This is a genomic window from Luteimonas flava, from assembly GCF_036584485.1.
GTDB classification, from domain to species: Bacteria; Pseudomonadota; Gammaproteobacteria; order Xanthomonadales; family Xanthomonadaceae; genus Luteimonas; species Luteimonas flava.
The window spans coordinates 1,373,325-1,395,472 of sequence record NZ_JAZHBM010000001.1 but is presented as its reverse complement, the minus strand read 5'-3'; the positions used below and the strand labels follow the sequence as shown (position 1 = coordinate 1,395,472).

Sequence of the window (22,148 nt, the reverse complement as noted above, 5' to 3'; positions counted from 1 at the left end):
GCGCCGGGGTCGGCGTACCGCCGGCCCCGGTCTACGGAGCTCCCATGTCCAATCCCGCACTCGCCGCAATGGACGCGGCGATCCATGGCGCGCTGCGTGGCGCCGGTATCGCTGACGAGGTGCAGTACCTCGCACCCAGCAGCGAGCCTGGCGCGGTGCAGCGCCCGGTCAGGGCATACGTCGATCGCGACATCGAAACGATCGGCGATATGCGTCAGGTCGTGGCGGGCCGCACAGAGGTGGCCTTCATCCTCGAACCTGGCTTCGACCCGAAGCAGCGCGGCACCGTCCGACTCGCCGATGGTCTGTATGACCTCGCAAAGCCAATCAGTAACGACGGCTCGATCAGCCGCTGGATGGTGACCCGTGCCCGCACCTGACCGAGCTCCCGTCACGTGGCTCGCCTTGGAGGCACTGCGGGACGTGCTGCTCGGCGTGAGTCAGGAGAACGGCTACTACACCGATCTAGGCCTCGGCCAAATCGTGCTCGACGACAGCTTGCTCGATGAGAGTGAAGCCGCTGCCGATGCGCCATGCACCTTCATCGAAGCTCGCAACCTCGATCCGACGACGGCCGGGAAAGGCCATGCCAATAGCGACATGGAGATCCTGATCGAGTACGTCATCCCGCGCGACAGCGACACCAACTTGAAGCTGGCCGCGCACTGCGGCGCAGCCGATCTCGTGCGCGCGCTGACCTTCAAAACCAGCGGCCGTAGTGGCGACATGCCGGCCGGCTTCGCCGCCCTCGAGATCACCGGTGCCCGCCTTGGCGGTGAAACCGATCCCGAGACCAATGCCTCATTCGTTATCGCACAGGTCACCGCTCGCGCGTCTGTGACCGACCGATTCCCCGCCTGATACACCCCGCCCAGGAGAGACACCCATGGCACGACCCAAGGTCCGGCAGTTTGCCGGCGATATCCGCATGTGGCGGATGGCTGCGAACGGCGATCTGATCGCAGTGATTCCGGAGCCGGCCGACCCGTTCGGCAACCAGCCCATCGAAACGAACCTCCTCCAGTTCGGCTACGAGCCGGGTGACGAGGTGGTCATCAATTCCAAGCGCCGCGGCGCTCGCTTTAACCAGCCGCTGCACAGCGATCAGCTGCCGGGCGCCACCAGCGTGTCCGTCCAGCTGCAGGAGCTCCCGACTGCCATCCTTGCGCGCGTTCTGCGCGGTGAGGCAGTGGACGCTGCAGTCTCGTCCGGCGCTGTCACCGACGAGGTGGTCGTGGTGACCAATGCCACGCGTCCGATCCAGCTGCCCCACGTCTACATCAGCGCGCTCGCGGTGGAGAAGGGTGGTGTGGCATTGGTGGCGGGCACGGACTATGTGGCAGACCTGCGCCGCGGCCAGGTGATTCCGAAAGCCACCGGCACGATCGCCAAGGACGACGAACTGTCGATCAGCTACACCTACGCCGCGGTAGACGGCACGCTGATCCAGGGCGGCGCCACGCCGCTGGAATCGTTCTACATCACCGGCGACATGGAAGATCGGATCAGCAAGGAAGACGGCGAACTGACCGTCTACGAGGCGCGTCTGGGTGTCGACGACGACATCGACTGGCTGTCTGCCGAGCCGCTGTCGCCCACGCTCACGGGCCTTCTGATCGTGCCGGACGGCGCACCCGCGCCGTACACGTTCCGCGTCTACAGCGAGCGGACCTGACGTGCCCCGCCGTCGGCAACCGACGGCGCCCGAAGCACCGGCTGCAGGCCTGCAGCCGGCGCTGGTGGCGGCGCCCATCGATGTGATCCGAGCGGTCACGCTCCGTGCTGGGCATCGTCATCGCGGCATCGTCTATGCCGAGCACACCCCATACCGTGCGACGCCGGCAGAAGTCGAGCTGCTGCGCCGCTACGGCGCGCTGGTTGAGAACTGACCAATGGCGCGTATCAGCCGCCGCAACAGCGCGCTGAAGTTCTATCTCAACGGCCGAGCTGCGCGTGACCTGCATGGGCTCACCGATCTCGCCGGCAATCTGCTCGACGCCTACGACGTCTCCGTGATCCGAGCGCGCGCCGGCCTGTTCCGCCGGGCGGAGCCGGCAGCGAAGCGCAACGTGCGCGCCATCTACAACGTCCGCGCCTCCGCGCTGGCAGACCGGTTCCGGATTGAAGAGGGCGTGCGCGGCAAGGGACGCGACTCGGAAGAACTGATATCGATCTGGGCGAGCACGCGGCAGCTGGGGCTCATCGAGTTCGGCGGGCGCTGGCGTGGCCCTGCGCGCCGCAAGAACGGCCGCCTGGTCGCCGGAGCATCGGCGGAGATCGTGCGCGGCAAGCGCAAGACCTACGACAGCGCCTTCATCGCGACCATCAAGGGCCGCGAGGCGATCCGTGTGCGCAGCTTCGATCGCGCGCGTGGGCGCCGTTTCGGCCGCGGCCCAGTGCGCATGCTCCGCGGACCCAGCCCGTTCGAAATGCTGTCCGGAGTCGGGCACGAACCCTCGCGCCAAGTGCGCGACGCGACGCTGTCCGATCTCACCACCTACTACTTCTTGGAACTGAAACGTCAGTTCCGCCTGAATCGGGGCGCCTGATCCATGGCCGCACGCGGTAGTTCCACGATGGAAGAGGCGATCCGCCTCGTTCTGGAAACCCAAGGGCGAGAAGGCCTGGACCAGCTGCGCGACGCCCTCGCCGGAGTTGGCGACGTATCGGTTGAGACGCAGCGCGAAACCTCAGGCTTGATCGACAACCTGGCCGAGCTCAACGAAGCGGCCGCCAAGTCCGCCCGCTACGGGCAGTTGTCGGAAGAGCTGCAGCGCACAGAGACCGCGCTCAGCCAGGCCAGCGCATCCGCCTACCAGTTGACGCTGGAGCTGCAGAACACTGAGAAGCCCAGTCGTGATCTGCAGCGCGCCCAGGCTGCCGCGCGAGAGGAAGTTGACCGCCTCGAGGCGTCGGTCGAGAAGCAGTGGAAGGCGCTGGAGCGTGCCGACACTGAGCTGGCGAGCCTCGGCGTCAACACGAACGACTTCGCACAAGCCCAGGCTGATCTGCGCAACAACATCGGCCGAACCACCACCGCCGTCGCCGAGCAGGTGAAGGTGGTCGAGAAGCAGTCTGCCGCGCAGCGTCAGCTCCGCGATCGCATGGAGGAGGGCGACGACAAGTTTCGCAAGTTCGCCCGGTCCGGCACTGCTGCTGCCGAATCGCTGGACGCATACCGCGGCCGCGCGGCTGCCGCGCGCGATGAGACGGCCAGCGTTGCCAAGGAAGCCGATGGCGCCAGCGGCGTGTTTGGTCGCCTGCGAGGAGTGGTCGCCGGCGTCTTCGGGTTCTTATCCGCGCGATCGCTGATCGGCGGATTGAAGAGCATCGTCACCGAGGGCAGCGAGGGCGAGCAGGTCGTTGCGATGCTCAACGCGGCGCTGGTCTCGACTCAGCGACAGAGCGAGTTCACCGCTGCAGAGCTGTTGCGCCTTGCGGACTCGTTTTCGAAGGTCAGCAACTTCGGCGCCGGCGACATCGCGAAGGCCGAAGCGCGGCTTCTGACATACACGAATGTCTTGAAGGGCGAGTTCCCGGACGCAATGCAGATCGTTATCGATCAGGCCGCGTTCTTGGGCACGTCCCTTGAGTCGAGCGCCGAGATCGTCGGCCGCTCGCTTCAAGAGCCGACCAAGGCCATGCAGGCACTGGGCCGCCAGGGCTTCGTCCTCGAAGAAAGCCAGAAGCAGCTGCTCGCGCAGTTGGAGGCCACCGGCCGTACCGCCGAAGCCCAGCGCATCATCATGGATCTGCTGGTCGAGTCCTATGGCGGCGCGGCGGCGGCGCAGAAGGTCGGGACTATCGCGGGCCTGTGGAAGTCGGTCAGCGAGAACTTCAAGGATTTCCAGCAGGACATCGCCGATCGCGGTGTTCTGGACTACTTCAAGAGCCAGCTGAGCGACCTTCTCAACACCACCGCGCGCCTGCAGCGTGACGGCACGCTGGGCCGGTGGGCCCAGCAGATCGCGGACGGCATCGTGCGGATGGCCAGCGCCGCTAAGAGCACTGCGCTACAGCTGGCGCCGCTGGTGAAGCTGGTAGGCGCTGCCGCGTCCGTGTTCGCACGAAATGCCGAACAGGTGATTCTGCTGGGCAAGGCGTATGTCGGCCTGAAACTCGTCGCTCTGGCCAGGCACTACGTCACGCTGACCAACAACAAGCTGGCCAACCTCGCGGCGACACGCGCGCTGACTGCGGCAACGGCGGCAGAGGGCGCGGCAGCGCTGACGCTGGGCGATCGGCTGCGCGCCATTCCGCAGCAGATCCGCGTCGGTGTTCTGCTTCTCGGCGCGGACTGGGCCATCCAGCAGATGGTGCAGCTGAAAGCCACCATCGATGACATGGAGGACGCCAAGCGCCTCACCGAGGGCTGGGAGCGCGAGCAGCGCAGCCTGCAGGCCGAGAGCCTCCGTCTGGGCCGTCAGCTGCAGGAGCTGTACAAAGGCAACGCCGACGAGCAGCTCCGCAACGGCGAGCAGCTCGCGAAGATGTCCCGCGACGAGCTGATGTCGTACCGCTACCGGCTGAATGAAGCCGTCCGGTATAGAGAGGGCGTGGTGCGCGAGATGCGCGCGATCGGCGATGCGCAGCGTACTGCTGCGGCCAGTGCGGAATGGAAGGCGACCGCCGACGCCTTGCGCGCGCTGGACGAGGTCATCCGCAACAACGGAATCTCCGCCGGTGCCCGTGCCATCGCAACGGAATTGCTGGGTGCCGCCCGCTCGGCGAAGGAAGCCACACGGCAGGTCGGCGACCTTGTCGACAAGCTGGACTTCAATGCGCCGCAGGGCCTGTCCGATACGGCGGTCGCGCTCGCCGAGATCGCAAGCGCCAGTAGCGCCGCCGCGCAGAACGTCTCCGATGGGCTCGGCTCCGCGCTGGCGCGCGTCAGTGGCGAGGAGCTGCTGAAGTTCCAGCAGGCTGCGCAGGCCGCGTTCGCCGGATTCGAAACAGCGCCAGCTGGCGCGGCGGCAGTCATCGACACCGTTCTGGTGACTGCCTTGCAGCGCCTCGGCGTCGCGTCCGGCCAGTGGGGCGTCGACATCACCGTGGCCGGCCGCGATGCGATCGCCACCTTCACCACCGTCGCCGAATCAGCCAACGCCACCAGCGCCCAGATCGAAGCCGCGTTCAAGGCCGCGCTCGATCTCGCCAGCACCGAGGCCGAAGCCAAGGCTCTCGGCGACGTGATGAAAGCCGCCGGCGATCAGGGCAAGGTCGGATTCGAAGGCACGGAGCGTTCGCTCGTCGCGCTGCGCGCCCGCATCGGCGAGATCCAAGGCGCCCTCGACCCGCTCAACGCTTCCTTCCGTCGCCTCGGCATCACCAGCAAGGCCGAGCTGGACCGCGCCCGCGACGCCGCGAAAGAGGCGTTCCACCAGATCCGCCAAGCCGCCGGCCGCGGCGAGGCCGCCATCGAAGATGTTCGCGCCGCCGCTCAGCGCTACGCCGAAGCCATGCGCGCCGCCGCTGCGAACAGCGACGCCGCGACGCGGCAGCGCGTCGAGAACGAGATCCGCGTCATGGAGCAGATCTTCCGGGTCAACGACGGCCTGGGAGAAATGGCGGCGGCCGGCACGCGTGCGGGCGATGCGGTGGCCGGAGGTGCTGGCCGTGCTGCCGACGCCCTGCACGAAACAAGCGGCGCAGCATCGGACGCTGCAAGCAATTTGGACGACGTAGCAGCTGCCGGCGACCGCGTGGGGCAGGGCACGGGGAAGGTCGAGGAGGGCGCGAAGCGGGCCGGCGTCGCATTGGGGGCGATGTCGGCTGCGGCCATACAGGCTTTGATGGCGCAGAACCGCTACGCCGCCTCTCCGCGGCTGTGGGTCGACAACATGAATCGCGTGCTCCGTCTGATTTCCGAGCAGAACGACGCGGTGCAGGACCTGACGGCCAGCTACCAGGCGCAGACCGATGCGCTCGACCCCCAGATGCAACAGCTCGACCAGCTGCGGCAGACCTATAGCTATGTGACGGACGAGCAGCTACGCGCCCTTGCTGTGTCGAAGGCGGCGTTCGAAGAGCGGAAGAAGCAGATCGCCGAAGAGAAACGCGCCGCCGAGGACGAAGCGAAGCGCAAGCGGCAGGAGCAGGTGGACGCCCTGCAGGCACAAGCCGGCGAGGGCGGTGGCACGCGCGTGCAGAGCAACGTCAAGACGGTCATCGTGCGGCTGCAGCCAGATGACGGACCGGCCATAGACATGGAGGTCGATGCCGCGCAGGAGCGCGCGGCCGTGGATCTGTTCCGGCGTCTCGGTCGCAGCCGTTCGCGCAGTACTGGGAGGCGCGGCTGATGGCCCTCCGTCTCGGAACGATCGATCTGCCTGCCGACATGCGATGGCAGGACGAGTTTCGCTGGCTGCCGACAGCCAGCCAGGTGGAGGTGGCCAGCGACGGCGCGCTCTGGATCGAAGAGTCGGCGCAGCGCGCCGGCAGGCCTATCACGCTCGAATCAGGAACTGACGGCGCAGGGCACTGGGCGGTCACCACGCGCGCCACAGTCGCCGCTCTCCACGCGCTGGCCAGCGAGCCGCGGCAAGCGCCGCTCCTTCTGGAACTGGAGGACGGCCGCACCTTCAACGTGCGCTTCCGGCACGCCGACAACGCGGTGGAAGCCGAGCCGCTGATCCACATCGCGCCGCACGTCTCCGCCGACTACTACCACCTCACCCTTCGACTGATGCAGGTCTGACCCGATGGCCGATGAAATCACCCTGTTCCGCCCGCAGCGCCTGACCGACAACCCGGACGGCGGCGGGCTGGCGACGGCCACCGAGATCGTCGACGGGGAGGTCAACAACCTTTTCGACGACATCAGCCGCATCGACCGGGTCAACGGCGAGGTGTCGCTACGCAAGTTCTTCGCGATCGCGGACACGCAGGACGCGTCGCTGTTCTCGGACCTCCATGTGATCGTGCAGGAGGAGCCGCTGGACCCGCGCGTTTCGGTAGTGCTGTTCCGCACGCCGGGCTGGGGCGACGTGCGCAGCGACGCGCAGAGCTACGTCGAGCGCTATCTGGACGAGTCGGTGATCACGCGCATGATTCCGTACGACCGCCAGCTGGTCGGTCAGCGCACGGTGCTGGTGTACCAACGCCCGGAACTCTCGCTGCCCGAGATCGGGCAGGTCTATGCGCTGAAGAACGACGCGACCGGGCAGCGCGAGTTCATCCGCGTGCAGGACGTCAAGCATCAGGTCGAGTCCTACACCGACGACCGCGGCGACTTCCAAGCGCGCGTCATCACGCTCGAGATCAGCCAGCCGCTCACGCAGGAGTTCCTCGGCAGCCAGCCGAACCGATTTTTCGCAGTCGACGCCAACCGCTCGGTGGTGCGCCGAACGATCGCCAGTGATGCGGCGCGCTACAAGGGCATCGTGAGGTTGGCGCGGGACGCGCCCGCGGGGTCGTTGAGCGTGCGCGTGGAGTCCGTGTTCGCGCAGCTCGTGCCATCCGCGACGACAGAGGCACCTGTGGTCGATGCGCGGCCCGAGGGGTCGCTGGTGGCGATGGCCTCCGGCCCGGTGATCCGGCGCAGCAATGCGAACTTCAGCGGCGTCTACTTTTTCGAGACCCCGGTGCTGCCGGGCTCGGTGTACGGGGCGGGTCCGCAAAACTACGTCGACCGCGGCGACGGGCGCCTCCGCAACGAGGCCACTGGCGCAATCGTGGGGACGATCGACTATGCGCAGGGCCGTGCGGAGGTCAACAACACCGGCTGGCCCTTCGAGCTGAGCTACCGGCCCGCGGCCCACGTGAGCAAGGTATCGAACACGTGGATGTCGGTCGTCTCGATCGCGAATCGCGGCTACGTCTACGCCCCCGTGCTGCGCCCGTTGCCATCGCCCGGCACGACCACAGTGGCCTACCGCGCCCTCGGACGCTGGTATCAGCTGGCCGACAACGGTAGCGGTCAGATCGTGGGCGAGGCGGGGACAGGCAGTGGCCTGGTCAACTTCCAGACCGGCAGCGCGCCGGTCACGCTCGGCGCCTTGCCCGACGTCGGGTCTGCCGTGGTCTACAGCTTCGGCACCACCGGTGAATTCGAGGTGCGGACGGGCGATGTCGCCGTGCGCCTGCCGGCGTTCCAGATCCTCGTGGATGGCCAGACCATCGAACCGGGCTCGCTGACCGTCCGCTGGCTGGCTGGTGCGACGCTGCGGACCGCGACGGACAACGGTGCGGGGGTGCTGCAGGGCGCTGCAACAGGCGAAGTCATCTATGCCGCCGGCGAGATCCTGCTCCGGCCGGCAGTCCTGCCCAGCTCGAACGCCGAGTTCGAGGTCGAGTATCAGGAAGCGTCGTCGACGGTCGAGACCCACACCCCCGCGCTGGTCAGCGGCAGCATCACCATCGCGCTGGCGAGCCCTGTGCGCCCGGGCACGCTGCAGCTGCAGACGGTCGGCTACGGGCAGAGCAAGGCGCACCGGCGCATGCGCGACAACGGCGCAGGCGCGATCCTCGACAGCACCGGCGCTGCGGTGCTGGGCGCACAGGTCGTCTACGAGGAGGGCATCGTCATCCTGCCGGGCGGTGTATCCGGGCGGGTCGCGATGCTCGAGCGCGAAGCCTTCGCCCCCGGTCTTCCGGGCCGTCTGCCCGACGACAGCGGCGTGTTCGGCCCCACCGCCCGCGCTGTCCGGACCGCGAAGCAGTACGCCAATCAGCTCATCTACGTGGACTGGGTCAACGGGACGGCGGTCACGGTCGACTATGCCGCCGCAGATGCGCCAGTCGGTAACGCACTGGAGTCGCACGGCGCCGGCGCGCTCGCGCTGGATCTGGTGCCGCTGGTGCGCAACTCGATCGTGCCCGGCGGCGTGCTGTTCGACTTCGCGGGCCGCACCTATTACGACCGCAGCGGCACGCTGTACCACTCGATGTCGCACACGACCGGTGCCGGCACCGCAGCCGGCACGATCGACTACGCCGCGGGCACCGTCGCGCTGACGTCGTGGGCAGGTGGTGTCGCGCCCAGCCTCGCCCTTCGGACGCTGTTGACCGAGGTGGCGCCGCTGCCGATGGGCATCATCCACGGCCGCACGCCTGGCGCGCCCCTGCGTCCCGGGACGTTCACGCTGGTCGCCAATCGCGTGGCCGATGGCCAGCAGATCCTCGCGACAGCCGACAACAACGGGAACATCGACACGGCGGACATGCACGGCTGGGTCGATTCGAACAGCGGCGCGTTCTCGGTGGCGTTCGGGCGCTACGTGCTCGACAGCACGCTCACGCCAGAGGACAAGGCGCAGTCCTGGTACAACGTGGCCGACGTCGACAGCGAGGGCTACATCTGGCGCCCCGCCGAGGTGATCCCGAGCACCGTGCGCTTCAACTGCGTGGTGCAGGTCACCGTGCCGGTGGATCCGGAGATCATCAAGATCAACCCGGTGCGCCTGCCGCCAGACGGCCGCGTGCCGGTGGTCCGCCGCGGCGACACGCTCGTGGTGCAGGACAGCCAGCCCTACCAGCTGCCCGGCGGCCTCGCTGCTGGTCAGCAGGTGCAACTGCCGCGCGGCCAGCTGGCGAGCGTGGCCATTTACGACCAGGCCGGCCTTGGCGTGCGTCGCGACCAGTACAACCTGGACGCGGCCACGGGCGTGCTGACGATGGCAAGCCCGCTTGATCTCGCGGGCTACGTGCAGCCGCTCGTCGCGATCCACGTCGTCGAGGACATGGCGCTGTGTCTAGACGCCCAGATCACCGGCGAGGTGCAGCTGGGCCAAGCGCTGACGCACGACTACGTGGCCGACAACGCCACGGTGAGCAGCGCGCAGATCCTCGGTGATGCGCAGGCGCGCTACGGCTCGCTGTTCACGCAGGCGACCTGGACCAACGTGTGGTCGGACTCGATCATCGGCGACCCGCCGGCATCGGGCGCCCGATACAACGACGCGCTGTTCCCGCTCGATCTCACGAACGCCGACACCATCACCGAGCGCTGGCGTCTCACGTTCACCAGCGCCACGACCTACAACGTCGTCGGCGAGAAGCTGGGCCTGATCGCCAGCGGCGACATCTTCACCGATTGCGCCCCGATCAATCCGGCGACCGGCCAGCCGTACCTGACCCTGCGCGCCGACGGATTCGGAGCGGGGTGGGGCGTCGGCAACACGGTTCGATGGAACACCTTCGCCGCCGGTGGTCCGCTCTGGGCGGCGCGCACGGTGTTGAGCGGGCCTGCCACCAATACCGACGACCGCGTGCGCATCCAGGCGCGCTGGGACAAGGACTGATCCGATGGCAGATCCGGCCACCAACACCACATTCCCTGCCGAGTTCGACCCGCTGCCGGCGATCGGCCCGAACGACAAGCAGAACGATCCGACGATCGAGCACGATGCCGTCCACGACCGCGCGCACGCGGTACTCAATGCACTGCAGCAGCTGATCGGCTTCGGCGACGAGCCCGCGGCCGACTCGGTGCTCGGCATGATCGCGGCGCTGGCGAGTTCGGCCGGCCCGGCAGCGGCGCACGTGGTCCCGGATGCCGGGGTCAGCTACGCGTGCGCCGCGAGCGACGCTGGCCAGTACCGCGTGCTGACAGCTGCAGGCGCGAAGACCATCACCGTGCAAGAGCCGCTGCCCGAAGATTTCGAGATCCACTTCGACAATCGCGGCGGCGGCGCAGCGACAGTGTCCGGCGCCGGGGGCGCGGTCGTGACGCCCAGCTATGGCGGCACGCTGGTGTTGCCGCAGCATGGCGTCGCGACCCTCAAGCGACTGGCCGCCAACGACTACAGGCTGACGGGCGCCCTTGAGGCGGCTGCATGAGCCTCTACCGGAACAGTGTCCCCTACCGAAATGCGCACGGCTACCGTCGTGGGCATCTGGCGGGGCTGGGCTACCGTTTTGGCCTTCCGTACCGCAATCCGCTCGCTTACCGGCCCACAGAGTCTTCCTCGGGCGTGGTGGCGCCTGGCGCCCGAAACGGCGACGGGCTGCGCTGGCGCAAAGCGATTGCGCAGGGGCGCGCAGTGGCCGCGCCGATCCTCGGTGTCGCTGCGCACGATCAGGCTGCTGGTCTCAGCTGGGCGACTGCCCGTCCGAAGAATGCGTTCGTCGCCTTGATGCTCCGGCAGCAGGCGGCCCGGCAAGGCGCATGCGATGCGCGATGGGCCGACACCGCCGAGCACCACGACCATTCAAGCGCGTTTGCGTATCTGCACGGCACGCCCTATCAGGCGGCGCACACGATGCCGTGGGGCGACATTCGCAATGCGCATCAGATCCAGGCGGCGCTGCCGTACGCGCACCCTCGGCCGCATGCGATTGGCATAGCGGCTCGTTGGGGTGAACTCGCGACGCACGCGCGCGAGAACACGTCCACGTGGCGTGCGCTCGTGGCCCGCGGCGCGATGCTCGCGTTGCCGTGGAGCGCGCTGCAGGCGCGCACGGCCGACACCATCATCGTCTGGCCCCCGACCCCTCCCATCGATCCCGGCACAATCCTCGTGCCAGACCTGCCGGTATACGTGATGCTGCCGACCATGACCGCCGTCCGTCTGCCGGACCGCACCCCGCTCCCGCTGCTGTCGATCAGCATGACTGCCGAAGCCGGCACGTTCGACTGGTCGTTCTCGGCGCCGATCGCGCCGGCCGCTATCGACCTGGTCAATCCGGACGATGGCAGCCAGCCCGAGATCGAGGTCATGGTCAACGGCTTCCTGTGGACGTTCGTCGTGGAAGGCTATGACGACAATCGGCGCTTCGGCAGCCGCACCTACACGCTGCGCGGGCGCAGCCGTACCGCCCAGCTCGCCGCTCCGTTCGCCGCGGCCCGCACGTACACCGAGCAGCAGCAGCGTACGGCGTCTCAGCTGGCCGAGCAGGAGATGCCGCCCGGCTGGACGCTCGTGTGGGATACGGTCGACTGGTTGGTGCCCGGTGGCACGTGGAGCTATCAGGACCTGACGCCCATCGAGGCGGTCTCGCAGCTGGCGGCCAGCGTCGGCGCGGTGGTCCGGTCCGACCCGCAGGCGCGCGAGGTGCGGGTGGAGCCGCAGTATCGGCACAGCCCTTGGGAGTGGGCGGCCGCGGCGCCGTACGCAATTCTGCCGGCGGCTGCGATCGGCGACGGCAGCAGTAGCTGGCGCGGCGGTACGAATGCGGAGGCGGTCTACGTCTATGCCCAGAACGCACCGACCGGCGCGCTGGTGCGCCGGGCCGGCACTGCGGGCGCGACCCAGCTGCCGATGATCGTGGATCCTCTGGCCGTGCACGCAGATGCGCAGCGCGAGCGCGGTCGCCAGGCGCTGGCTGCAGACGGTCGCGCGCGCGAGGTGCAGCGGACCATCCCTCTCTTCCCGTCGCCGGCGCCGCCTGGCATGCCCGATCTGGGTGTGGTGCCTGTCGGCTCGCTGCTCGAGTTCGAAGAGGTCGACGGCATCTGGCGTGGTCAGGTCAGCGCCGTGCGCATCGACGCGCAGCGCACGGGCGAGGCTTTCAGCGTGCGGCAGCATCTGACACTGGAGCGGCAGTACCGATGAGCCTTTGGCACGAATTCGGCGACGCGGTGGCGCGCGATCCACTGCTGGTGGCGGTGGTTGTCGATATGGACGCGGCACGCGGGTTGACCACGGTTGAGTTTCCGAACGGCAGCCAGCTGGTCGTGCGCGGCACGGGGGTGGCAGTCGGCGGTCACGCGTTCGTGCGCGCGGGCGAGATCCGCGGCGTGGCGCCGGCGGTCGTCCCGGCCGAGTTGGAGGTCTGATGATTCCCGGCATCGTCGCAGCCAGCTTGCGGAAACGTGCCCTTGGCGCGGGGGACCCGGATTGGAACAGCGTCTTCGCGCTGTTGAACGCGAAGGGCGCGGATGGATCACACGTCCCGATCGACGCAACGGGGCGCGTGTGGACGCCACGCGGCGCGTTCCAGATCGACGATTCCCCGGGTCACAATGTGATGCTGCTCAGTGGTGGCAGCGATGGAGCTGACACCGCGTATCTCGGCGCCTACTTCGATTGGTGGACGCACGACTTTACGATCGATGCGGTGATTGCGCCGGCCAATCTCTCGACGTGGAGCTACGTCGATGGCTCGCTGGTTCCGCAGCTGATCGCATGTGCCGAGCCTGGTACCTACACGAACTACTGGTCGTTCGGCCCGGCCGCCGACGGGCAGCTGATGTTCTATTACTTCAACGGATCAGGCGCAGTGCGCATCTCCGGCGGCTCAGTGCCTAATGGTGCTGAAACCCGCATCCGGATGACGCACACGGTCGGGGAGGGCATCCGCCTGCTTGTCGGCGCGAGCCTAGTTGCTGGTCCTGTCGCCGTCTCAGGCTCGCCGATTGCGAACGTCACAGGCATGCGCCTGACGATGGGCCGTGTCCTGAGTTCGATCGCTGGCGCTGTTCGGGGCCTGCGAATTTCCAAGGGCGTCGCCCGCACGAGTGATCCTGGAACTCCGCCATGGCCCACGCAGAGGGCAGGCGGCAGTCCGGTCGTGACATGGAGTCCGATCGACAAGACGCCGAGCATCATCCTGTCGGGCGGAAACCTTGTGGCCACGCGCTCCGGCGTCGACAACTACCAGAGCGTGCGAGCCACACACGCCCTGCTGCCGGGCCGGTGCTGCGAGTTCTACATCGCGAGCGCGCAGCCGTCGCCGTTCTGCATGGTCGGGGTCAGCAGCCGCGCCGAATCGCTGAGCAACTACGCAGGTGCCACCGTCGACGGCTACGCGTATTACCAGCAGACTGGCGTCAAAACGCACATCGGGTCGAATACGCCGTACGGTCCAGACTGGTCAAGCGGCGACGTCATCGGCATGGCGCGGATTGGAGATGAGCTGCACTTCTGGAAGAACGGTTCGCCACTCGGTGCAGCGTTCACCCTCCCTGCCGACGTCGACTTCTACCCCGTCACCAGCATGTACCGGGACTCCCACGTCATCGCTTTGCGCGCGACGTCGGCGACGATGTCGCAGGCGTACGGCGGCTGCGTTCCTATAGGAGGCTAACTGAAGTTGAGCATTTCGCTTGCACGGCTTCCTGTCTCGCTCAATCCAGTCGGCACGCCAGCCTGCGTTTTCAATTTTGCGTCACCAAGTCAGGGTGTAGTGCGCAACGAAGCCGAACTCCCGCTCCCATGATCCGCGGCAGCCGATGCGCGCCATCGCGGCCATCGCCTCGTCGAGCGTCGCGTCGTCTATGTGGCCTACGTTGACGCTCCAGACGAGATCGCGCCTGCCGGCGGCAGTTCTACGCCGTACCTGAGTCTTCAGTTCGGCAACAATCAAATGCGCGTGTGGGCGCGGTGCGACCTCGCTCGCGGGATTCCCCGTCGATGCTGGCTCGCTCAAGGCGACTCTCCTGTGTGCCAGCTTTTGATTGATCGTATACGGGCAACTTTCCCGCATGGTCGCGATATGGCGTCGGGAATTTCTGACCCTCCGCTCCGGGCCGAGCCGACAGTTGCCGTTCGCTCGCGGTGCTACGTTGACTCGCAGCACGTGCGCGCGCCGCGGCCGTACTTCCCCAGTTCCTCCGCGCTCGCCGGCCCTCGGGCCAGCGCACGCTGCTCTCCTCCTCATGGTCCGATCTGTTCCACACCGCCGCTTCCGATCATGAGGTTCAGCATTCAGACTGGCCGTCGGTATTGCGGTGAAGGGCAGGATGGGTCTCTTATCGGAGATTGAAGGACAGATTCTCGTCCTGCATTCGCAAGGGCACAGCGCACGGCGCGTCTATGTGCCCAGTGCGCGGCGCGTGGAATTGGAGCGCGAGATGCGCCGATCGCAGGGCGTGCGGCGGCATGACGATGCGCCGCTGCACATCATGGGCATCCTCGTGTGCTTCGAAGAAGACGCTCAGGTGGTTCGGTTCGACTACCAATCTGATCTGTTCGACGCCGGCTCCTGAATCTCGGGAACTCGGCTGGCGCCGGTCAGCGCAGGTCGAAGTGCGCGCCAATCCGTTGAAGCTCTGCATCTACCCAGACCCTGTCAGCCGGGCGGAGTGTTAGCTCGGCGAGCGCGCGGCACCCGGCGTCGAACGGCTGCTGCAGTTCGTCCTCCGGCGCGCCGAGAACAGCATGCAGAAGCTCGTCGACCAATGCCTCCAGCTCGGGGCGATCGAGAGTGGAAGCCGTCACGCCGGCGCTCCCGGAAACCGCTGCTTCCCGATCACCAGATCGTCCAGGCTCGGCCGCTCGGCCAGTGCTTCAGGCTCAAACCCCAGCAAGATCGGAAAGTCGCGCACGGTACAGACGAGATCCATCACGTCGTCGCTCAAGTCGTCTCTGCGGGTCAGGGCGTCAAATGCGCCAGCCGCGACGCTATAGTCGCGCCAGAACTGGCGGTAAGTGCGGCCTTGAGCATCGTAGTTGGCAACCCAGGCGACGAGTTCGTCGCCGGCTCTGCGAATCTGCTGCTGCGCGTTCGTATCCATGTTTCGAGTCTGCGCGGTGCGCGTCTCCGATCATGAGATCGGCTAGCCCGGGAACAGGCTCAGCGAGCTGCCGCTAAATCAAAGATCGGGTCGTCCAGACTGCGAGGGGGGATCAACCGGGCTGGATCGTAATGCTTGTCCAGCGGTATCTCACGCACCGCACTCGCCATCTCGCGCACTTGCGCTGGTGCCCGCTCGAACCGCGCAAGGGCCTCAAGCTGACTAGCTTCTGCAGCGTACTGGTCCCAGAACTCGCGGTAGGTCTTACCCCGGTAGTTGAAGGTCTCGATCCACGAGGTGAGGTCGTTGGAGAGCAAACGACCAAAGGCCAGCAACTCAACTTCCGTCATTTCGGCGAGCGGCTTGTGCGTGGTCCGATCGATCTTCAAGAAGGCTTGCTGATCGGCTGGGGTGTGATCCAGCGTCAGGTCTTCAACGTGCAGATAAAGGCCGTCTGTGTCCGCGCCGGCGCACGCGAAATTGAAGGCATCCCAAGCCAGCTTCGAGTTTGCCTGCCCTGTGTCGCCGTAATCGGTGAGCACTTGGGATATGGCGCGCTGCTCCTTCGCGAACTGTCGAAAGGTGCCCTTCTGCCTGTCGAACTGCATCGCATGGTCGTCCATACGACGCACGACATCTGAGATCTCTTCCGGCGTCATGCCGCCTCCCGGTGCTCGTAGTAGGGGTGCCGCTTGTCGTCGAAGATCGCGTACAGCGCGGCGAGGTTGCCCGGCTCCGGGTTGAGCCAGGCGTCGAGGTGCTCGGGCTTGATGTTGATGATCGTTCGATCGTGCCCAGCCGCCGCCACCTCGGGTTCCGGATCGTCGGTGATGGCGGCGAACGACAGCAGATCCGGCTCCACGCCCTTCGGGTCCGTCCAGTGCGACCACAGGCAGGCGATCAGCATCGGCTCACCGGTGCGCGGCACGAACTCAAGCACGCGGTTGCGACCGTCCACCTCCACGTTCTCGTAGAAGCGCTCGGCCACCATGACGCCATGGCTGTATCCGAACAGCCCGCCCCAGAAGCCCTCGAGGTTGTCGCGTCGGGCGTTGTACGTGCCCGGATACTTCACGTCGTAGAAAGCCGGCTTGCCCGCTGGCCTGCACTGGTAGCGCATCGGCTTCACCACGCGCTGGCCGCCCTCCGACACCATCACCGGGCAGTAGATGCCCGGGAAGACGCGCGCGTCGGACGCCTTGAACTCCGTGCGCTTCAGCGAGGCCATGCGCGCCTTCGCCGCGTCGACCTTCTTGGTGCCGATGCGCACGTCCTCCTGCGCCTTCTTCGTGACCTTGGTCTCGAGCTTCCGCTCGGCGTCGGCCACGCGCTTGCGCTGGGCGAACATCTCCTGCTCCAGCTGCGCGATCGCCTCAGCATCCGCCGCGCGCAGGTTGGCCTGCAGCTCGGGCGGGCCGATCTCCATCAGTTCCCGGATCAGCGCCCGCGGTGCCTTCGCCATCGGGTTGAGGCCGCGATCCCACCAGAACGTCTTCACGTAGGCGTCGACGTCCATCAACACGCCGGGGAAGTGGCGCTTGAATGCCTTGAATTCGGCATACACCTGGGCGGAATAGCACATTGTTCCAGTCCGGAAGGGTGGGCAAACAGGCTAAGCCTGCGGGGGCGGTGTCGCAGGTGATGAAATCAGCAATGCAGTAACGGCAGGTCCGCGGCGCGCGTGGTGTAGTTCGGCGACAGCAGGTTCTGGCGCATGCCCCAGTCGGGCCGCGTCTTCCAGCCCGTTGCGCCCAAGCCCGCGACGCCCCGGCCGAACTTGCGGTTGATGCCGTCGAGCGTGGCCATCAGCGCGGCATTGCCAGCGACTGCGGGCGTGAACAGATCACCCTGGCGCTGCTCCGGCCTCGATAGGTCCATCAGCGTCACGCCGGCCTTCTTGTAGCCGATGCCGGGCTTGAGCATCCCGCGCAGCAGCTGCGCCACCACCGAGGCAACCAGACGGGAATCGTCCGTCGCCGAAGGCATGTTGATCGAACGACTGGGCGCATGCTGCGGCAGCTCGGCGCGGAACCGGTCGCTCAGCGCGAAGATGCCGACCGCGCCGGTCACCAAGCCATCGCGCCGCAGCTTCTCGCAAGCGCGCACTGCAAACGTGGCGAGCGCCTGGCCGACGGCCGCATGGTCTTCGACGCGCTCGGCGAACGATCGGCTGACCATGATCTGCTGCTTGTCCGGCGCTACCTCCTCCAGCTCGATACAGGGATGCCCCTGCAGCTCGCGCTGCGTGCGGGCCAGCGTGACGCCGAACTCACCGAGGATGGTGTCGGGCGGCGCGTCGCGTAGCTGCGCAGCGGTGGTGATGCCCATGTTGGCCAATCGCAGGCCCCAGCGGCCACCCACGCCCCACAGCTCGGTCGTTGGGAAGGTCGCCAGCACCTCGGTGCGTCGCGTCTCATCGCTCAGGTCGATGACGCCCGCGCCGGACTTCGCAGCCCTGTTCGCGGCCTTGGCCAGCGTCTTCGTCGGGCCGATGCCGATGCAGTTGGGAATGCCCGTCCAGCGATGCACCTTGTTGCGGAGCCGATGCGCGAACGCCTCGCGGTCGCGGATTCCGGTCATGTCCAGAAACGATTCGTCGATGCTGTACACCTCCACCCGCGGCGCTTCGTCGCGCAGGATGCCGACGACGCGCGCACTGATGTCGCCATAGAGCGCGAAGTTGGCCGAGCGCATCTGCAGGCCCTGGTGCTTCACAAGCAGCTTCAGCTCGTGCGCCGGCTGTCCCATCTTGATGCCGAGCGCCTTGGCTTCCGCAGTGCGCGCGATCGCGCAGCCGTCGTTGTTCGACAGCACCACCAGCGGCACGCCGCGCAGTCGCGGCTGGAAGATGCGCTCGCAGCTCGCGTAGAAGTTGTTGCCGTCGACCAGCGCGAACATTGTCAGGCCGCCAGCGGCACGATGCGGTGACCGCCATCCAGCACCGGCGCGCGCAGGATGCGGTAGGCATCGCGATCGAACTGGCCGGTCTCGCCGCGGATGCGCCGCGCAGCCGTCAGCGTGGTCGCGCTGCCCAGGTACTGCCAGTCACGCACCACGTGGTACTGCCGCATGTCGGTGCCACGTTCCTCCAGCGCGATCGCGCCGTGGAAGGGCCACGACGCCACCTGCCGGTCCTCCAGCACCAGCCGCAACCGCTCCTCGTGCCCGCCTACGCTCTCTCCGCCATGGCACGCGCCGGCGCACTGCTTGAGCATCGCGCGGAAGCACGGCCGGCCCGGCGTGCCGCGCTCGATGCCTAGCAGCGTGTAGCAAAGCCGGTTGTCGTCCGCGATGCGTCGCAACGCGGTCATGGCCGCGCGCGGGCTGGAGTGCAGGCCGTATAGCGTGGGCGCGCGCGCAGGATCGATCTCTGCGGAATTCACCACGGTCACCTTTCCGCGATGGAGCGCCAGCGAAAACTGTCGCGTCGTGCGCCTCAGCTTGCGGTTGTAGAGCGGGTGGCGGGTCTTGATCATCTGCGCTTCCAGCAGCTGCGCGCCGATGTCGCCCGCGGTGCGCACGTGGCTGATGCGCTTCGACTGGCGCAACAGCCGGGCTTCTTCCGGTGTGCGGAAGTGGTCCATCACACGGCCCCGGATGTCGATTGACTTCCCGATGTAGAGCGGCAGCACGTCGCCCTCATTTCCGAGGAAGGTGTAAACGCCGGGCGCGCGCGGCAGCGCGTCGATCTCGGGGCGCAGGTGCTCCGGGTACTCGTAAAGGGCGGCGGCTTCCCGCCGGCGGTCACGAACGGGACGCACGGGGCACCGAGGCGCGCTTCACTTGGCGCGCGATGCTGACGACCGAGAAGAGCTCCACCTCGGTGCCTTCTTCGATGACGATCGGCGGCACTTCCGGGTTGGCGGAGTGCAGCTCGACATGGTTCTCCGCGATCAGCAGAATCTTGCAGGTGGGCTGATTGCCCTCCCAAACGGCCATCACGAGGCTGCCGGTGCGCGGCTCGACCGAGCGGTCGACGATCAGCAGGTCGCCGTCGAGGATCCCGGCGCGGGCCATGGAGTGACCGCTCGCGCGGTAGATGTACGTCGCCGGTGCGTTGCGGATCAGCAGGCGATTGAGATCGAGGCTGTCTTCCTCAAAGTCCTCGGCCGGCGAGGGGAACCCGAGGCGCGCAGTGGCGGCGCCGAGAGGCAGCGACACAAGGGGCGGATCGATGGCGGCGTAGCCCGCAAACGAGGCGGGCGGGTCGAGCAGGGTAAACATTGGAAGGCTCCAGCGACGCTGCGCACGTTGCCCGGCGCCGGTCTCAATTGCTGCGATGAGTAGTAATACTACTCACGATCGCCGGCGCCCCGTCTGAATGTGCTGCGCGGAAGTTCGCTTGCTTCTTATCCGCGGCTCCAGAAGCGTCGCACCGCTCTGCTTGTGGACACGATCAGGCGCTGAACATCGACTCGTTCGAGAGCGTTGGGAGACCTTCGATTGATCTCAAAAACCTCCTGACAATTTTTTTGAAAACCGCGCTACAATGCGCGCCCTCGGTACGGTCCACCTGACTATTCCGAGACGTAACCGTTTGACATGGCGCTAGATTGACCCGGCCTTCTAAGTCGGGGGTTACAGGTTCGATTCCTGTCGGGCGCGCCACGACCCAGGGTACGAAACATGTTTTGCTGTGGTGGATGTAGCTCAGTTGGTTAGAGCACCGGATTGTGATTCCGGGGGTCGCGGGTTCAAATCCCGTCTTCCACCCCATTGCTTCATCGGGTGACACACGAAAGGTGTTGCCCAAGCGCGCAAAGTTTTTTACAATGCGCGCCCGCTTCATCGGGCCGTTAGCTCAGTTGGTAGAGCAGTTGACTCTTAATCAATAGGTCCAAGGTTCGAATCCTTGACGGCCCACCAGTTCCACGAAGACGCCCGGCATTGCCGGGCGTTTTTCGTTTCATGCTTTCGAGGCGGACGGGAGCCTGCGGTTTTCAGGCTGGTCCGCCGGTCTGGACGCTGCCAAAACATCCGGGCGATGGACTAACATGCCGCGGCTTGCCAGCGGCGGGCACGAAGCGAAAGTGGCGGAATTGGTAGACGCCCTGGTTTTAGGTACCAGTGCCGCAAGGCGTGGGGGTTCGAGTCCCCCCTTTCGCACCATCTCGTCCCCGGTGGATCCAGGCGGGCGACCTGGCAGGCGGCGTGTGGCGCCGCGCGTTCCGCGAATTGCAGGGGAGTAGGCGCGTACCTTGGGAGCCATCCGGTCGACGCCGGGCTCTGAGGCATCGCACGCGGCGTCGGGCCCTGGCGCCCGCACCGGTGGCGGCCACGCCCCGAATCCGCCAAACTAGTCCGTTCCGTCGCCCGCCCCACTGGAATGGGCGGCCGGCAGAGTTCAGAACCAATTCCCAACAGTCAGATGTCATGCGGCCCCGTCCGCAAGCGCAGGAGTGGATATGCAAGTTTCGGTCGAATCGCTGGGTAGCCTGGAACGCAAGATGACGTTCCGCGTGCCGTCCGAACGCCTGGATACCCAGGTCGGTGGCCGTCTGCGCGAGATCGCGCGGACCACCCGTCTCAAGGGTTTCCGTCCGGGCAAGGTGCCGGCCAAGGTCGTCGAGCAGCGCTTCGGTGAGCAGGTGCGCGCCGAGGAGCTCGACCGTCTGCTGCGCGAAGGCTTCGACCAGGCCGTGCGCGAGAATTCGCTGCAGATCGCCGGTGCCCCGCGCATTGCGCCGGAAGGCGAGGCGGGCGAGGGCGAACTGGCCTTCGTCGCGACCTTCGAGATCGTGCCGGACTTCGGCGACATCGAGCTGGAGAAGCTGGAAGTCGTGCGCCACACCGCCGAAGTGGCGGAAGACGACATCGACCGCATGATCGAGAACCTGCGCCTGCAGCGTCGCAGCTGGAGCGCGGTCACGCGGGGCGCGCAGAAGGGCGACGCGGTCGACGTGGAGACCTGGTCGCAGATCGGCGACGAGCGTCTGCCGGCCGAAGGTGCCGAGCGTGGCGTCACCGTGCTCGGTTCGGGCGCGATGTACCCGGAAATCGAAGACGCGCTGGTCGGCCTGGCCAAGGGCGACGAGAAGGCGATCGAGGTCAGCTTCCCGGCCGACTGGCGCGTGCCGCAGCTGGCCGGCAAGCAGGCCACCGTGCACGTCAAGGTCGAGCAGGTCTCCGAGCAGCAGCTGCCGGAAGTCGACCAGGTCTTCATCCGCAGCTTCGGGGTCAAGAGCGGCGAGATGGCCCAGTTCCGCACCGAGATCCGCAGCAACTTGGAGCGCGAGCTCAAGGGCGCGCTGATGAACCGTCTGCGCCGCGAAGTCGGCGAGCAGCTGGTCGCGGCCTTCGCGCACGTCGAACTGCCGCCGAAGCTGGTCGAGTCCGAAGCCAAGTCGCTGCTGCGCCAGACCGTCGAGCAGGCCCGTCGCAACGGCCAGAATCCGAACGTCGCCGACGATGCGCACACCGAGTTCCTCGAGCCGGCGCGCAAGCGCGTGCTCGTCGGCCTGCTGGTGGGCGAAGTCGCCCGTCGCAACCAGCTCAAGCTCGACCCCAAGCGCGTGAACGAGACGATGCGCCTGATCGCCTCGACCTACGAAGAACCGCAGCAGGTCATTGAGATGTACCGCAACGACCCCCAGCTGATGTCGGGTCTGCAGAACCGTGTGATGGAAGAGCAGGTGATCGACTGGATCGCCGAGCGCGCCAAGCACACGGAGCAGGCGCTGAGCTTCCAGGACGCGATCGGCCCGCAGGGCTGAACCTCGCGCACCCCGTCCGGTCCATGTGGGCCGGACGC

The 22,148-nt window shown here is 66.9% G+C and carries 22 protein-coding genes and 3 tRNA genes; 17 read left to right on the top strand and 8 right to left on the bottom strand.

Annotated features, from left to right (window positions below; translation table 11 throughout):
- Positions 1-44: 44 nt before the first annotated feature.
- Genes V3391_RS06515 through V3391_RS06460 form a run of 12 tightly spaced genes read left to right on the top strand, consistent with a single transcriptional unit; the run spans position 45 to position 13,968 of the window.
- On the top strand, positions 45-380 hold the full coding sequence (locus tag V3391_RS06515) for a hypothetical protein (RefSeq protein ID WP_332077580.1): 336 nt from the start codon (positions 45-47) through the stop codon (positions 378-380).
- Positions 367-861 (top strand): hypothetical protein, encoded by a 495-nt coding sequence (locus V3391_RS06510; RefSeq protein ID WP_332077579.1) that lies wholly within the window; start codon positions 367-369, stop codon positions 859-861. The genes V3391_RS06515 and V3391_RS06510 overlap by 14 nt, the downstream gene beginning before the upstream one ends.
- Positions 862-886: 25 nt before the next feature.
- Complete coding sequence (locus tag V3391_RS06505; RefSeq protein WP_332077578.1) at positions 887-1,675, top strand: phage tail tube protein; 789 nt, start codon at positions 887-889, stop codon at positions 1,673-1,675.
- A 1-nt stretch (position 1,676) separates the two neighbouring features.
- The gene (locus tag V3391_RS06500; protein ID WP_332077577.1) at positions 1,677-1,889 is read left to right on the top strand and encodes a hypothetical protein; all 213 of its coding nucleotides are present in this window, start codon (positions 1,677-1,679) and stop codon (positions 1,887-1,889) included.
- A gap of 3 nt (positions 1,890-1,892) precedes the next feature.
- Positions 1,893-2,549, top strand: coding sequence for a hypothetical protein (locus tag V3391_RS06495; protein WP_332077576.1), 657 nt, complete (start codon positions 1,893-1,895; stop codon positions 2,547-2,549).
- A 27-nt stretch (positions 2,550-2,576) separates the two neighbouring features.
- Entirely contained in the window at positions 2,577-6,299 is a 3,723-nt protein-coding gene (locus V3391_RS06490) for a hypothetical protein (RefSeq protein WP_332077575.1), read from the top strand.
- Positions 6,299-6,697, top strand: coding sequence for a hypothetical protein (locus V3391_RS06485; protein ID WP_332077574.1), 399 nt, complete (start codon positions 6,299-6,301; stop codon positions 6,695-6,697). The genes V3391_RS06490 and V3391_RS06485 overlap by 1 nt, the downstream gene beginning before the upstream one ends.
- Positions 6,698-6,701: 4 nt before the next feature.
- Complete coding sequence (locus V3391_RS06480) at positions 6,702-10,241, top strand: hypothetical protein (RefSeq protein ID WP_332077573.1); 3,540 nt, start codon at positions 6,702-6,704, stop codon at positions 10,239-10,241.
- A 4-nt stretch (positions 10,242-10,245) separates the two neighbouring features.
- A complete protein-coding gene (locus tag V3391_RS06475; protein ID WP_332077572.1) occupies positions 10,246-10,779 on the top strand; it encodes a hypothetical protein in 534 nt (177 codons plus the stop codon).
- Complete coding sequence (locus V3391_RS06470; RefSeq protein WP_332077571.1) at positions 10,776-12,494, top strand: hypothetical protein; 1,719 nt, start codon at positions 10,776-10,778, stop codon at positions 12,492-12,494. The genes V3391_RS06475 and V3391_RS06470 overlap by 4 nt, the downstream gene beginning before the upstream one ends.
- A complete protein-coding gene (locus V3391_RS06465; protein ID WP_332077570.1) occupies positions 12,491-12,718 on the top strand; it encodes a hypothetical protein in 228 nt (75 codons plus the stop codon). The genes V3391_RS06470 and V3391_RS06465 overlap by 4 nt, the downstream gene beginning before the upstream one ends.
- Positions 12,718-13,968 carry an SPRY domain-containing protein gene (locus V3391_RS06460; RefSeq protein WP_332077569.1) on the top strand — a complete coding sequence of 417 codons (1,251 nt, stop codon included), beginning with the start codon at positions 12,718-12,720 and terminating at the stop codon, positions 13,966-13,968. Before V3391_RS06465 ends, V3391_RS06460 begins: the two co-directional genes overlap by 1 nt.
- A gap of 81 nt (positions 13,969-14,049) precedes the next feature.
- Here the strand turns inward: V3391_RS06460 and V3391_RS06455 are convergent, their stop codons facing one another.
- Positions 14,050-14,310 (bottom strand): hypothetical protein, encoded by a 261-nt coding sequence (locus V3391_RS06455; RefSeq protein WP_332077568.1) that lies wholly within the window; start codon positions 14,308-14,310, stop codon positions 14,050-14,052.
- Between the two features lie 313 nt (positions 14,311-14,623).
- On the opposite strand from V3391_RS06455, the gene V3391_RS06450 reads away from it, so the two are divergent.
- Positions 14,624-14,869, top strand: coding sequence for a hypothetical protein (locus V3391_RS06450; RefSeq protein WP_332077567.1), 246 nt, complete (start codon positions 14,624-14,626; stop codon positions 14,867-14,869).
- Between the two features lie 25 nt (positions 14,870-14,894).
- Here V3391_RS06450 and V3391_RS06445 read toward each other — a convergent pair whose 3' ends face one another.
- From V3391_RS06445 to V3391_RS06415, 7 genes are all read right to left on the bottom strand, one after another.
- Complete coding sequence (locus tag V3391_RS06445) at positions 14,895-15,101, bottom strand: hypothetical protein (protein WP_332077566.1); 207 nt, start codon at positions 15,099-15,101, stop codon at positions 14,895-14,897.
- Positions 15,098-15,397, bottom strand: coding sequence for a hypothetical protein (locus V3391_RS06440; RefSeq protein ID WP_332077565.1), 300 nt, complete (start codon positions 15,395-15,397; stop codon positions 15,098-15,100). The genes V3391_RS06445 and V3391_RS06440 overlap by 4 nt, the downstream gene beginning before the upstream one ends.
- Positions 15,398-15,456: 59 nt before the next feature.
- Complete coding sequence (locus tag V3391_RS06435; protein WP_332077564.1) at positions 15,457-16,056, bottom strand: hypothetical protein; 600 nt, start codon at positions 16,054-16,056, stop codon at positions 15,457-15,459.
- Positions 16,053-16,979 carry an SOS response-associated peptidase family protein gene (locus tag V3391_RS06430; RefSeq protein ID WP_332077563.1) on the bottom strand — a complete coding sequence of 309 codons (927 nt, stop codon included), beginning with the start codon at positions 16,977-16,979 and terminating at the stop codon, positions 16,053-16,055. Before V3391_RS06430 ends, V3391_RS06435 begins: the two co-directional genes overlap by 4 nt.
- A gap of 65 nt (positions 16,980-17,044) precedes the next feature.
- Positions 17,045-18,295 (bottom strand): Y-family DNA polymerase, encoded by a 1,251-nt coding sequence (locus V3391_RS06425; RefSeq protein WP_332077562.1) that lies wholly within the window; start codon positions 18,293-18,295, stop codon positions 17,045-17,047.
- Positions 18,296-18,297: 2 nt separating this feature from the next.
- The gene (gene cho / locus V3391_RS06420; protein ID WP_332077561.1) at positions 18,298-19,158 is read right to left on the bottom strand and encodes an excinuclease Cho; all 861 of its coding nucleotides are present in this window, start codon (positions 19,156-19,158) and stop codon (positions 18,298-18,300) included.
- A complete protein-coding gene (locus V3391_RS06415; protein ID WP_332077560.1) occupies positions 19,142-19,621 on the bottom strand; it encodes a LexA family protein in 480 nt (159 codons plus the stop codon). Before V3391_RS06415 ends, cho begins: the two co-directional genes overlap by 17 nt.
- 415 nt (positions 19,622-20,036) lie before the next feature.
- On the opposite strand from V3391_RS06415, the gene V3391_RS06410 reads away from it, so the two are divergent.
- The 4 genes from V3391_RS06410 (at position 20,037) to tig (ending at position 22,110) form a co-directional block, all read left to right on the top strand.
- Positions 20,037-20,113 (top strand) — tRNA-His (locus tag V3391_RS06410).
- A gap of 74 nt (positions 20,114-20,187) precedes the next feature.
- Positions 20,188-20,263 (top strand) — tRNA-Lys (locus V3391_RS06405).
- A 158-nt stretch (positions 20,264-20,421) separates the two neighbouring features.
- A tRNA-Leu gene (locus V3391_RS06400) sits at positions 20,422-20,506 on the top strand.
- A 296-nt stretch (positions 20,507-20,802) separates the two neighbouring features.
- The gene (gene tig / locus V3391_RS06395) at positions 20,803-22,110 is read left to right on the top strand and encodes a trigger factor (RefSeq protein ID WP_332077559.1); all 1,308 of its coding nucleotides are present in this window, start codon (positions 20,803-20,805) and stop codon (positions 22,108-22,110) included.
- Positions 22,111-22,148: the final 38 nt, after the last annotated feature.